Consider the following 12,965-nt stretch of genomic DNA (forward strand, 5'->3'; position numbering starts at 1 on the left):
CTCAGGCGATTACTTTTTTAAAGCGCATCAATAAGATGCAGTTGCTCATTCCAGCTTTTCTCCAACTGGTCAATATTTTCAGATGTGATTCAGCCCATCGTCCTTTCTGTCAAACAGATAGGCTGCGCGTTTATAAGGCTGATTCATTGCGCTTGTGCAGGGAAACCGCCTTTTGCTAAAGCAGCTGTCATCTGCTCAATACTGGCGATGGTTTCGATACTGACCACTTTGGCTGCTAAATCAATCTTAACCTTGGCCTTTGAGTCGATATTCTGAATAGCTGCTGTCACACCACGGGCACAACCGCCACAGTTCATATTTGCAATCAATAGTTTCATACCCTTTCTCCAAATAAGTTTTATTTCATCACTAAGCTTAAGCCTTGTCATAATGGTAAGGTCAAACACATTTTTGAAAAAATATACTTGACCTTACCATGATGTCAACCTATATGCTGTTGATAATAGATTGAACATGATAGAGGCTGTTATGAATTCAGAAAATAGTAAGTCTTATCTTTATAGTGAGACATTGCCCATTGAGGGTATGACTTGTGCTTCATGTGTGGGACGAGTAGAAAAAGCATTAAAAAAAGTTGAAGGTGTTGAAAATGCTGAGGTGAATCTTGCGACTGAAAAAGCCATGATTTCCTCATCTCAACCTTTAGACCTTATCGCAGTAACCAAAGCCGTAGAACGAGCCGGTTATAAGATCTTGGCATCTCAGCCGATTGAGCTGTCGATAGAAGGTATGACTTGTGCTTCCTGTGTTGGACGGGTAGAAAAAGCATTAAAAAAAGTTGAGGGCGTACAACAAGCAAACGTCAACCTTGCTACTGAACGCGCATGGGTACAAGGCAACGCTCAAGTACAGAGCAGCGATTTGATTCAAGCCGTTAAAAAAGCGGGATACCATGCGAAGCTGGTTGAGCAGGATCAAAGTGACCAACAGGACAAGAAAGCCACGGAACAGCAGCAGCTGAAACGAGATTTAATCATCTCTTTGATTTTGGCCGTTCCGGTTTTTATTCTAGAAATGGGGTCACATATGATTCCAGCTTTTCATATGTGGGTCGTGGACAATATCGGCACGCAACAAAGCTGGTTGATTCAATTTGTTTTGACGACGCTGGTTCTTATCTTTCCAGGGCGACGTTTTTATCAAAAAGGTATTCCGGCATTATGGCGTTTTGCACCGGATATGAATTCATTGGTCGCGGTTGGAACACTGGCGGCTTATAGTTTTTCGCTAGTCGCAACATTTATTCCACAAGTTCTACCCGAGGGCACTGTGAATGTTTATTACGAAGCGGCCGCTGTGATTGTAAGCTTAATTTTATTAGGGCGTTATTTTGAGGCAAAAGCCAAAGGACGTACCTCTCAAGCCATTCAACATCTAGTGGGTATGCAGGCAAAAACAGCGCGTGTTCACCATAATGGGCAAGTGAATGAAGTACCGATTGCAGAAGTAACCACAGAAACGATCGTTGAGATTCGTCCCGGTGAGCGTGTTCCTGTTGATGGTGAAGTGGTTGAAGGTCAAAGCTATATTGATGAATCCATGATTACGGGTGAACCCGTTCCTGTTAAAAAACAAGTGGGTGATCAAGTGGTAGGAGGGACGATCAATCAGAATGGAACTTTGAATTTTCGGGCAACGGCCATTGGCGACTCTTCGGTATTGGCGCAAATCATTCGCATGGTTGAACAGGCTCAAGGATCTAAATTACCGATTCAGGCATTGGTTGATAAAGTCACTATGTGGTTTGTTCCCATGGTCATGTTCTTAGCAGCTCTGACTTTTGCTGTGTGGTTTGTTCTTGGTCCTGAGCCTGCTTTGACGTTTAGTCTCGTTAATGCCGTTGCTGTCTTAATCATTGCTTGTCCCTGTGCAATGGGATTGGCAACCCCTACCTCCATTATGGTTGGTACAGGTCGCGGTGCAGAAATGGGCGTCTTATTCCGTAAAGGTGAAGCGTTACAAGCTTTACAGGAAGTTAAAGTCATTGCGGTCGATAAAACCGGCACTTTGACCGAAGGTAAACCAACCTTAACGGATTTTCATGTCCAACAAGGATTTCAACATGAGCAAGTCTTGCGTATTGTGGCATCGGTTGAAGCAAAGTCTGAACATCCCATTGCCGTAGCCATTGTTCAAGCCGCAGAACAACAAAATATCAGCTTATTACCGATTACCGCCTTTGACTCTGTGACCGGACTAGGGATTAAAGCGGAAGTGACAGGTCAAACCATTCATATTGGTGCTGATCGTTATATGAAGCAATTAGAGCTTGATGTTACACCTTTTGAAAATGAGGCTGCACGCTTAGGACAAGAAGGTAAAACCCCACTTTATGTCGCGATTGACCAAAAGCTAGCAGCCATTATTGCCGTTGCAGACCCTATTAAAGATACCACTTATACTGCTATTGCAGGTTTACATCAACTGGGCTTAAAAGTGGCAATGATTACAGGCGACAATCGGCATACCGCCCAAGCAATTGCAGCAAAATTACATATTGATCAAGTGGTCGCAGAAGTGTTGCCTGATGGAAAAGTAGATGCACTACGTCAGCTGCAACAACAGTATGGACGAGTGGCTTTTGTTGGTGATGGGATTAATGATGCCCCTGCTCTTGCTCAAGCGGATGTCGGTCTGGCAATTGGGACAGGGACAGATGTGGCAATTGAAGCAGCAGACGTGGTGTTGATGTCAGGTAGTCTACAAGGCGTCCCTAATGCGATTGCTTTAAGTAAAGCGACTATCAAAAATATTCGACAGAATCTATTTTGGGCATTTTTCTATAACATTGCCCTGATACCAATTGCCGCAGGGGTTTTATATCCAGCATTTGGTATTTTGCTGTCACCCATTTTTGCCGCAGGAGCAATGGCGCTATCCTCTGTTTTTGTGCTAGGTAATGCCTTACGTTTAAAGTACTTTCAGGTGCCAGCGATTAAAGCATAGATTATATTAAGATAGGGTTAAAGTAGCCGTTTGGCTTTAACCCTTTTTATATCAGGAGGAAAGTTATGAATATCGGTCAAGCGTCAGAGCGATCAGGAATCTCTCCCAAAATGATTCGCTATTATGAACAAATCGGTTTGCTTGATACCGCCAAACGCTCGAATTCAGGTTATCGAATCTACTCTAATCAAGATATAAAAAACTTATGCTTTTTAAGACAGGCTCGTGATTTAGGTTTTTCCTCCAAACAGATGAAAGAATTGCTTAATTTGTGGAAAAATACAGATCGGCAGAGTGCTGATGTTAAAAAATTAACACTGACACATATAGAAACTTTAAACCGAAAAATAGCTCAGTTGCAAGATATGGTGAGCTTATTACAGATTTCTGCTGATCATTGCTCAGGTAATGAAAACGCAGAGTGTGCCATATTAGAAGATCTTGAACAGGGTGAATAAAATAAATTGCATTTGATCTTATCTATATATCAGTCTGAAAAACGTATACCTGCGGTGAACTAATCAGGTGCTTTCACTGGTTCGGTACCCTAGTGAGGACTTGAATCTTTGGCTGTGAGCTAATGGTATTAAGGTTTCAACTTGCTGAGATAGCCACAGTGTACTTCATGATGTACTTACCATAGATATTCTATCTATGATCGGTGCGCTAGTGAGGACTTGAAGAGACCATCCCAGATTCTGTGTAACTGACGTTTAGATTAAATACTTACACAAAATTTAGGAAGGTCTCCCAGATTCTTATCAAAGACTTCATCATCTATTATTCGCCAAACGGCAACTTGCTGATGGTCTTTGGTGGTGACTAGATTTAAAGTTTGTTCAATCATTGCTTGAGGTCTCATATCCTTATGATGTTTATTTGCTTCAAACCCAGTTACTTTACACTTAGCGGTTTAATTAAGCTACTTACTTGAGCTATTTGCTTCAGTTATTAGGCTTGGCTACTTACTCAACTTCAATATTCTAAAGGCGCCCTGAATAACTAAAGCAAATACGATGCTACCAATAATCAAATCAGGCGTACTAGAGTGTAACCAATTAACCAAAATCCCTGCAACAATTACCCCTAAATTGATAATCACATCGTTTGAAGTGAAAATCATACTGGCTTGCATATGGGCTTCTTCTTCTTCTTTGCTTTTCGATTTTTGTAGTAAATAGAGGCAAATCAAGTTTGCAATTAGCGCAAGAATCGATATGACTATCATGGTAGAAAAGTCAGGTAACTGCTCATTGCCAAAGAAACGTCTTAGTACTTCTAAAAAACCAAGAATCGCTAGCGTAATTTGAAAATATCCGGCAATTCTAGCAATCCGTTTTTTCTTAATGACCGTTCCACCGACCGCAAATAAGCTAATTCCGTACACGAAGCTATCTGCTAACATATCTAAGCTGTCGGCGACCAACCCCATCGAACGAGAAATCAGTCCCGTGCTCATTTCAATAATAAAGAAAGCAAAGTTAATGACCAGCACTATCCATAGTAGCTTTCTTTGCTCAGCATCTTTTTTGTGACTAGAGTCAGCATCAATTTTAAAATTATTGTTGGGATCAGAGGGGTCAATGGTTTCGGTCGAGAGTAGGGTGTCTCCTAATTTTAGGTCATGAATAGCAGTCTCTATCCCTTCTATATTGTCATGATGAAACACAGTTAATTGACGGTTAGGAATGTCGAACTCAAGATGTTCAATATTCGAGTGGCCCTCTAATTTCATTCGGATTAGGTTTTCCTCCGAAGGGCAGTCCATCTTCGATATTTTAAAAGTTGTTTTATTCATAGTTACATTTATATCCGGGTGGTGGTTCAAAAAGTAGGCTGAAAAAAAACAGGCTGAGAAATTGATAAATAGTGAAATGCAAATGACACTATACATCAAATGCCCAGCCTGTCTAAGTGACAATATAAAGAAAAATGGTTTCAAAAGCTATAACCCAGCGGAACCCTCTAAAAAGGCTCATTAATCCATTAATAGACTACTCATAGTAGACTACTATATTGGAACCACTTAATGACTACTGAGCATCTTCGGTCTTTCCTTGGCCACATCAGCGGTCAGATGCCGTGAGCACTTGGTCATACCTTGTATCTCAGAATAGCTATGACCTGATTTGAGTAGACTGGCAATAATCTTACGCTTCTCCATATCTTTCCTGCGTCCTGAATACTTACCTTCTGCCTTAGCACGAGCAATCCCTTGCATCTGACGGTTACGGCGATCCTCATAATCTTTTCGAGCAATGGCTGCGAGCATATCCAGCATCATCGAGTTAATGGCCTGCAATACACTGCTCATAAATTCAGTGCTGCTTTCAGATTGAAGCGCCATATATGAGGTCGGCAGCTCTTTTGATACGATAGAGAGCTTTTTTTCTGACAGCATTCTTTTAAGCGTATCCCAATCAGCTTGATTCAAACGTGCTAAGCGATCAATTTGCTCAACTAAGATCACATCGCCCTTATGAGCATCTTCAATCAGCTGCATAAGCTTTGGTCGCGCCAAGATAGCGCCTGATTCGTTTTCGACATAGAAGGCAGCAATTTTGTGGCCATGATCGTTGGCAAATGCTATGAGTTCGCTTTTGGCACGTTTAGCGTCTTGTTCTTTGGTTGACGCTCGTAGATACGCTCTAATAAACATAAACACCTAAAATAGTCTGTTATAAGTGGTTCCATTATACCAGTCTGTTTTAAGTGGTCTGTTAATAGGTTTGAAGGGTGAAATAGCTGGTTCCCTTAGGGTATAGATCGCTAAGACCGGTGTGGTTTGATTTTTATCATCAGGCTGCGTAATCAAAATTTCCCAAGTTCAACTGTACGGATTTGACAGCAGGGGTCATGACGACTCAATCTGACATTAAGAAACTAGCTGAACAAATAGCTCGATTAGTCTGCTTTGTTTATACCAACTTAGTTTACTCTTTCTCATAGTGCTATCCTAAATAATTTTACTTATCTAGGACAGCCCCAAAATAAATTAATGAGCTACTGGACAAAAAAACAAGCCGCTTCATGCGGCTTATTTTTTATCACCGCTCAATGAACTCGAGCAGTAGCGATCTTACTCTCAAGCCACTGAGCAACTTCACTTTCAACCCAAGCCACACGTCCCTTTGATAATTTTACCTGAACAGGGAAGGTAGGGTCATAACGGTTTGATCTTCTATCAAGCATATCGTAAATGGTAGTTCTGCTAAGCCCTGTATAGTGTACAACTTGCTTTAGCGGGAGCATACGCGGTATTTGTGGCACGCTTGGCGTTAATGCGTTTGGTTGGGTGTTTGCGTTTAATAGTTCCATGATTATCTCCTTATAAGTTAATGAGAGCGTCATCTCTCATACAGTTAGGGAGTCCTATATTTTTTTACGGCATCCTATACGGTCCGTCCTCTAGTCTTTTTTGAAGCAATAAAAAAAGGAGCCGAATGAATCCGCTCCTCTTTATGTCAATTATTTTTCTTGATAGGTTTTAGCTCACAGCCGTCACGCTCTGCCGTAGCCCTTGCTCAATGCTATTCACGTTATGGGTAGCTAACCCATTCTGATAGTTTCCTTGCTGATCACTACTGATATCCTCTGTCTCTACTGGATAAAATTCTTCGACCACATCTAGCAGGCTATCGTTATCAACCTCAAAACACGAATTGCTATAACCGCCCTTAGCCGCTTCCTCTAGTGCGGCTTGATCAAAGCCGTGCTCGCTCAGTTCATTATCAATCGCTCTGGCATGTTGTACCGCGTCTTTAAGCGTCACCCCATCACGCAATGTTAAATCAACAAAGTAAATCGGTGTGCGATAGCTTTGCGTCGTGCTTTTACCTCGCAAGGTGAGTTGCAACGGCAAGCACGACAGCTTATTGCCAGATACTGCGGCAAAGTAGCTTAAGCGTGCGGCAAGCGTTCTAATACTATTAAAGCCAGTGGTGCGAAAGATAAAGGTGCCCAGTTCATCGTCTTCACTAAGATTAACGTAGAGCCTGCCATAAGGCTTACAAGCACCCCCTTGCGCTAAGGGGCAGCGATCGGGTGATGGGCAAGGAAGCTGCTCGACACCATTATTGGTACGACGCTGACAATGTTCACCGTCACCCACACATAGCGGTCTGCCCGTTTGTCGATCAAACAGCGTGTACTCAGCACGAAGGTTTAGGTCAGGGTCATTAAACAACATGCGTACGGGAATCTGTCTGAGTTTACCGTCATTCTTTTCGCGCAGCCTTGCATCGAGTGGATGATTGACCCAGCCATCCTTGTTTTGAACTTGGCTGGTGATAGTGAATTGATCGTCTTTAGCTGGTAGACGCTTGCCGTCTTTTTGAACAACACGTCCAATGCTGATACGACCTAATACTGGTGGGGTTATGGTGAGACCTTTAATCATGGTGATATTCCTTATATGTTTTAGTTAGCCATAAAAAAGCCCACCTTTGATAGATGGGCGGTTATGCGCTAGATTTGGTTTGTGTGTGTTGATTAGAATAGATAGCAGGTTAATCGTTTAAGACAACAAAACGACGACTACCCTGACGGGTTTTACTAAACTTCTCCATAAACTCAGGATGGGCTTTGATCACCGCCTTGGTATCTAAGCTTACGCTGTCCTTGGATCGTTTCCACGAGATAGCCCCTTTATCGAAAACCGCCACCTCATGGTCTTTGATTAGGCTTTGTAGCTGATGCTTTACCTGATCATGACGCTGCTCTAGCTCTTGCATGTAATCACGATAGCTCAGCAATTGCTCAAATAGCTTGTTAGCGCCAGCATCATTTTTAAAGTCAATTTTGCTGTTAGGCTCAGGTTTGGGATAAAGCTGCTTTAAGGCTCTTGCTGCCGACTCACTATGATCAGGGGTTGGTGGTGTGTCGGTTTCTACGTATTGCCAGAATTCACGCTCACGCTCCATGATGGACTCAATCAAACGCTCATCACGCTCAACCTTATAAATCTTCGCCTCATGTCCACACAGCAGCACGCAGATATGGGCAGCAGTTTTGCCTGTGACCGCTAGCTGATGCTGTACTTGGCACGTCACATATAACGGCACGCCATGCTTCCAAAGCTTGGCTCCATGCTCCCCTGTGGTTTTACACTCAAGTATCTGTACCTCATCTGACCCCACCACACTGTAGTCTAGATTGGCTAACATAAAGTGTTTGTCAGGATCAGGGTGCTGTAAGACAGCATTAACACGGCGCACCTTATTGCCGGTGTGCTTTTGATAGTATTTAGCTACCATCGGCTCAAGCGTATTGCCCCAGTACAGTGGTGAGTAGCCCTCGATGCTCTCATCGATGCTTGATTCCATGCGACCCGTCTTGATCATCCATAGCTCAAGCATGGAAAGGTAAGGATGGATACCACAAGCGGCAGCAGCGTCAGAGCTGCCAATGCCTTGCTTGCGAACTTCAAGCCATTTGTCATGGCTTAAGTTTTTGGTGTTGACCAAACGTTTAGCCGTGCTTGATTGATTAGCAGACGGCTTAACGGGTTTATTTTCAGCCTTAGACTTTGTTGGCATCTCTACGCTATTGTGCCGAGCGTTTAGTGGGACTTTACCCTTAACGGTGGCACGCTTAAGTCTTGGCCGCGTCGTATTTGTATTGTTTAATGCGATCATGTTCATAATGAACTCCTTCATTAGATTTATTATTGGTTAAATAAACGGCATAAAAAAACCACGCTCAAAGGCGTGGTTGATTCATTGAGTAACTACAGTAATTAAGAGATTAAGCAATTAAGCGCAGCGCTTCATCTAAGCTTTTATCTTTAAGTTTAGCCCCTGCACCAAACCAAGCTGAATCAAGACGATGGTCTTGCGACATAGCACGGCGTTCATGATCGACAAACTCTGTCATCGCAGACAGCAGGCCATAAGCGGTATCTTTGGCAGATGCTAAGTCCGCACCACGACCTTGACCGTTAAACATGTTCATCACCTGATTCATCGCACGGGCATTCGGAACCGCTTCTTTCTCCTTCTTAGCGGTATTAAATAAAATAAGGCCATCGTCTTTGACATCGTTAAACACACGGTTTAAATAATTAGCGGCTTCTGCTTGCGTCACTCGTCTGTTGGTGAGCTGCTTCATCTCATAATTAAAGTCATCCCACTGACTGACAGATACGCCTAGTTGCTGCTTGACCTTGTCGGCATCAAAGGTAGTGCTATGCGGAACTTTGACCACCCCTCCGCTGCCATCAGCAAGACTGATTGCTAAGGTGTTATTACACACCACACGGATATTGGTGAACTGCGCTGTGGTGGCAAGCGTACCATCACAAGCGGTTGCTAGCAGCAAATAGCCATGACTGACATCACCACCACGTAATGTTGCGGATTGGCCGGTACGAGCAAGGGCCCAGAACTTACGGCCACCCTTTAGGACGCCTGCGGTTTCTAGCTCAAAGTCTGCTTGCTCGGTGAGATCCCGATAAAACTCTAAGATCTCACTGGGTTGTACTTCTTGATAGCGCTGACTGACCACTGATAACGGCTCTAAGTTATCAGAGCGGTACAACACCTTGTTGCTGTCAAACGGCATGATCAGATTTTGGCCTTTATCATTGGTTGCCATGTAGCTGACGTCTGAGGACTCAATACGCCAGTCCATACCTGCCTCTTTAGCCCATACCTCTATAGGCTGCTTAGGGGACAACTCTTGTCCTAGTCCATGCCAGGGGGTATCACCGACGTATGCCATTGATTCGATTAAATGTGCCATGAGTACTGCTCCTTGATAAGTTTTAATGAAATAAATGAGTAATGATAAAAATAAGGTTATGGCGTGAAGGGCTTAAAACAGCGCTGACAAAGGTAGTTTTGCTGAGGGATTGTGATCAGCGGCGTTTGTGCGCGGCGCGTTGCTACGCTAACAGCAGAGGCAATCGCGGTGGCTGTGATCACACCAATGGCAGGGTTGACTTTATAGTATTTACAAATGCTCACGCCAAGGCTTGTCAGCGTTGCCTGAGAGCACAATTGCTCGAATATTGATGAGACGGGATTAGATTGACTGATTACATCGGATGAGTGACAGTAAGGGCAAATAGGTTTCATAGGATCTCCTTGATAATGGCGCATAAAAAAGGCCTGCTATAAAGCAGACCTTGATTAGACGTTTAGGGTTCGATTGATGAGGCAACGATGACATTGATGCTCATCTCATGGGGATACTATATATCTGAGATTATTTTGATATGAGATACGTTTACAGGTTCTAGCTATATTGACCATTAACCTAGTCTTTGGGCCTGCTTTGCCCAAAGGCCTTCATATTTGGTAAAGATACTTTAAGACGTTGATAGCTGCCATCAGGCTTATCAGGACGGGTTAAATACAAAGCGGCATTAACCGCATTCTCAACTTCTTGCAGGTTATTACGATGGATCATCCCGATACCAAGTTTGCCGTAGCGTGCAAGACCTTCCTTATATTCCTTAGTATTTAAAATAAAGCAATAGCCAACGCCTTCAGTAATCGCTTGCCATTTTTGTCCAACTTGATCAGCCAAATATTTGTCCTTGTAATGTTTTTCGCCATCAAAGATCAACAGCAGATGACAGTGAAAGCCACCATTTTTTCCCCCATGTTCTAATGACAAAGCGTAATGCAATAAATGCGTAAAACAAGTATCGCCATTATGAATGGCGTCTCTTAATTTTTTCATATGAAAGTCAAAATCACGGATGGTAATGTGATTACTGATCTCTTGTATGTATTTTAAATCCACTCTGACAAATAATAATCTTGAGTAATTTGAGATTAGAGTTCGAACATTATTCTCTAAACGCTTACCGTTTTGATGACTCTGATAACGCCACGCACTATAGTCTTTTCTAATTGTCTTCTCATGACTTAACAGCAACTGAATAAATTGTACTGTCTTTTCATCATCCCAAAAGACGTTGTAAGGATAATCGTTACCAATAATCATATTGGTGGTTTCTATAAATGCTTGGATAGGTTTTGAATATCTGTCTTCAGAATTAAGGCTAATCATGAACGAGTAATAGAACTCGTTCAATTGACTTTTGACTTGCTGAAAATTAATCGTACCAAATAATACATCTCTAACCAGTCTGTCGACGTTAGAGATGAGTTGTGAGTGATTAACGGTTGAATAGATCATGATTGTTTTCCTATGAATATAAAGTTGAATGGGTGCTACATATATTCATAGGGTTGTATATTTTTTTACTGTTAAGTGTGGATAGCATCCGCCTTGGTTAAGTAGTACTTAATATAACTTATATTATCTTACCGTCCTTCCATGAGCATCCAAAGGCAATTTTTTTGTAAGCCAGCCTTGGGTTTCTGAAAATCGTAATACAGTAATTTGCTGTGTTTCATAGGAGAGAGTGAAGATGGAGTTAGCTGATCATCATTGACGTTAATTTATAAGGATTTTATAGTTCAATCGTATATAATGCATGTAATATTCTATATTTATACCGACGTTTTAATGACGAAAAAATGATGATTTTATGATGCATAAATCAATAGGTGATAATTCAATTTTAATTATTATATAAGGATGTATAATGAAAAACGGACTTAGAAATAGTAGCGAGATTTTGATAGATAATGAAAAGTATATTGAAAAAAAGGTCAACGCTCTTAGCATCTATAACGTGTATTGGTGTCTTTATGAGCTGGGATGGCGGCGTCAACTACCGACAGAAACTGTATTGAAAAACGACTCGTTTTGTAAATTACAATTAATAAGAATTTTAAAAGAGCAACGATACAGCGTTAGAAGTTTAAATATATTTTTAGAAGTAAGTGCTGAAAACAGCATTCCGTTGCCATATGTCAAATGGTTTTACGAGGATGCAAGAGCTGCGCTATGGCTAAAGATGGTTTTAGAAAACACTATCAACTCAAGTGAACCAATCATCACAGAATCTGATATATCGATTTTTATTCATGATGTTATTTTTAATAAAAAACTGTTGGTCTTGAATGGAAAAATTGTTGATGGAAATAGCGATTCACGAATTGCATTTAAAAAGATAACTTTAGAAAAATTAAAAGAAGCTTACCTTCTCAGCCAAGTAAATTCGAAAGATATTAAATGGCTGACTAGTAAGAGCAAAAGTAGCGTTAAAATAAACCATATATATAAATATATGAATAAATTGCATGATCTCAATAACTTGAGAAGAAACAAAGAAAGTAAAAAAAAGAATGGAGGACGAAAAACAAATATTAATAAGGCTGGTTGCCAACAGGCTTTAATTTGTTCTAACACTATTAATTTTAAAGAAACAGATACAGCTATGCGGCTTTGTCACATACTGGCATCACTAGATTATTGGATGTTTGATACTTATTGGCTTTACAAGGAGGGTGACGTTGTAGACAGAGAAAAGACTGATAATAGGATGCTCTTTATTAGTAATATGGAAGACGTTTGGAATTCGAAACACAGACGCGATCGCAATAAAATCAAGAAAAATCAGGGTATAGATCTCACCAATGACAACAAGAAAAACCTAAAACATCTTGCTAAGGCTTGTGGTAAGACGCAACGTGAAATCTTAAACGACTTGGTTGAATCCGCTTATAAACAGATTCAAAATCAAGAGATTAAGCTAGCCCCATCTTTCCCTAATCAATATAAGGCTTTCGATAAGATAACTCTAGAGAAGCCCTCAAGCTTGCCAAGCGAACATACTGAGAGAGAGGTCATTTCTGAAGACACTTTTCTAACTAAAGATAAGCAAGAGTTAAGTAGCGATTATGATGCAGAATCGGTTGGCTCATCGACATACGATAATGAAGATGTGCCAGCTGAGACTATTACACCCAAACAAGAAGTTCAACCATTTCAACCATTTTACCCTAAAGTAAGTGATAGAAAACCAGCTGAAGATAAAGCCGATACTAATACAGAAAATTATAATCAGTTATGACTTAATATAGGGATAGGTTTTTCTAGCTTGCTGAGTCTAAGTCAACAAGTGTTATAAAGTTTTA

At 41.3% G+C, this 12,965-nt stretch carries 12 protein-coding genes and 1 pseudogene; 4 read left to right on the forward strand and 9 right to left on the reverse strand.

The genetic code is table 11. The features are described from left to right. Nucleotides 1-143: 143 nt before the first annotated feature. A complete protein-coding gene (locus tag AOT82_RS09400; RefSeq protein WP_025646094.1) occupies nt 144-338 on the reverse strand; it encodes a heavy-metal-associated domain-containing protein in 195 nt (64 codons plus the stop codon). 151 nt (nt 339-489) lie between these two features. Between AOT82_RS09400 and AOT82_RS09405 the strand changes: the two genes are divergently transcribed. Then, a complete protein-coding gene (locus AOT82_RS09405) occupies nt 490-2,967 on the forward strand; it encodes a heavy metal translocating P-type ATPase (RefSeq protein ID WP_071002778.1) in 2,478 nt (825 codons plus the stop codon). Between the two features lie 65 nt (nt 2,968-3,032). Continuing rightward, entirely contained in the window at nt 3,033-3,425 is a 393-nt protein-coding gene (gene cueR / locus AOT82_RS09410) for a Cu(I)-responsive transcriptional regulator (RefSeq protein ID WP_007394853.1), read from the forward strand. Between the two features lie 503 nt (nt 3,426-3,928). Here cueR and AOT82_RS09415 read toward each other — a convergent pair. After that, on the reverse strand, nt 3,929-4,765 hold the full coding sequence (locus AOT82_RS09415) for a cation transporter (RefSeq protein WP_071002779.1): 837 nt from the start codon (nt 4,763-4,765) through the stop codon (nt 3,929-3,931). Nucleotides 4,766-4,841: 76 nt separating this feature from the next. On the opposite strand from AOT82_RS09415, the pseudogene AOT82_RS13860 reads away from it, so the two are divergent. Continuing rightward, nucleotides 4,842-4,916 (forward strand): annotated as a pseudogene (locus AOT82_RS13860) (IS1 family transposase); the annotation flags it as partial. Nucleotides 4,917-4,993: 77 nt separating this feature from the next. Here the strand turns inward: AOT82_RS13860 and AOT82_RS09420 are convergent. From AOT82_RS09420 to AOT82_RS09450, 7 genes are all read right to left on the reverse strand, one after another. Beyond that, nucleotides 4,994-5,626, reverse strand: a complete 633-nt coding sequence (locus AOT82_RS09420) for a recombinase family protein (protein WP_071002780.1) — start codon at nt 5,624-5,626, stop codon at nt 4,994-4,996. A gap of 395 nt (nt 5,627-6,021) precedes the next feature. Then, nucleotides 6,022-6,285 (reverse strand): helix-turn-helix transcriptional regulator, encoded by a 264-nt coding sequence (locus AOT82_RS09425; protein WP_071002781.1) that lies wholly within the window; start codon nt 6,283-6,285, stop codon nt 6,022-6,024. A gap of 169 nt (nt 6,286-6,454) precedes the next feature. Further along, nucleotides 6,455-7,366, reverse strand: coding sequence for a recombination directionality factor (locus tag AOT82_RS09430; protein ID WP_071002782.1), 912 nt, complete (start codon nt 7,364-7,366; stop codon nt 6,455-6,457). Nucleotides 7,367-7,475: 109 nt separating this feature from the next. Further along, complete coding sequence (locus tag AOT82_RS09435) at nt 7,476-8,504, reverse strand: YqaJ viral recombinase family nuclease (protein ID WP_071003738.1); 1,029 nt, start codon at nt 8,502-8,504, stop codon at nt 7,476-7,478. A 208-nt stretch (nt 8,505-8,712) separates the two neighbouring features. After that, entirely contained in the window at nt 8,713-9,708 is a 996-nt protein-coding gene (locus AOT82_RS09440; protein WP_071002783.1) for a DUF932 domain-containing protein, read from the reverse strand. A gap of 56 nt (nt 9,709-9,764) precedes the next feature. Further along, nucleotides 9,765-10,043 carry a hypothetical protein gene (locus tag AOT82_RS09445; protein ID WP_071002784.1) on the reverse strand — a complete coding sequence of 93 codons (279 nt, stop codon included), beginning with the start codon at nt 10,041-10,043 and terminating at the stop codon, nt 9,765-9,767. Nucleotides 10,044-10,224: 181 nt separating this feature from the next. Then, entirely contained in the window at nt 10,225-11,115 is an 891-nt protein-coding gene (locus tag AOT82_RS09450; RefSeq protein WP_071002785.1) for a YagK/YfjJ domain-containing protein, read from the reverse strand. 412 nt (nt 11,116-11,527) lie between these two features. Between AOT82_RS09450 and AOT82_RS09455 the strand changes: the two genes are divergently transcribed. After that, nucleotides 11,528-12,901, forward strand: a complete 1,374-nt coding sequence (locus AOT82_RS09455; RefSeq protein WP_071002786.1) for a hypothetical protein — start codon at nt 11,528-11,530, stop codon at nt 12,899-12,901. The last annotated feature ends 64 nt before the right edge of the window (nt 12,902-12,965 follow it).

This window comes from Psychrobacter sp. AntiMn-1 (assembly GCF_001854065.1).
Lineage (GTDB): Bacteria > Pseudomonadota > Gammaproteobacteria > Pseudomonadales > Moraxellaceae > Psychrobacter > Psychrobacter pacificensis.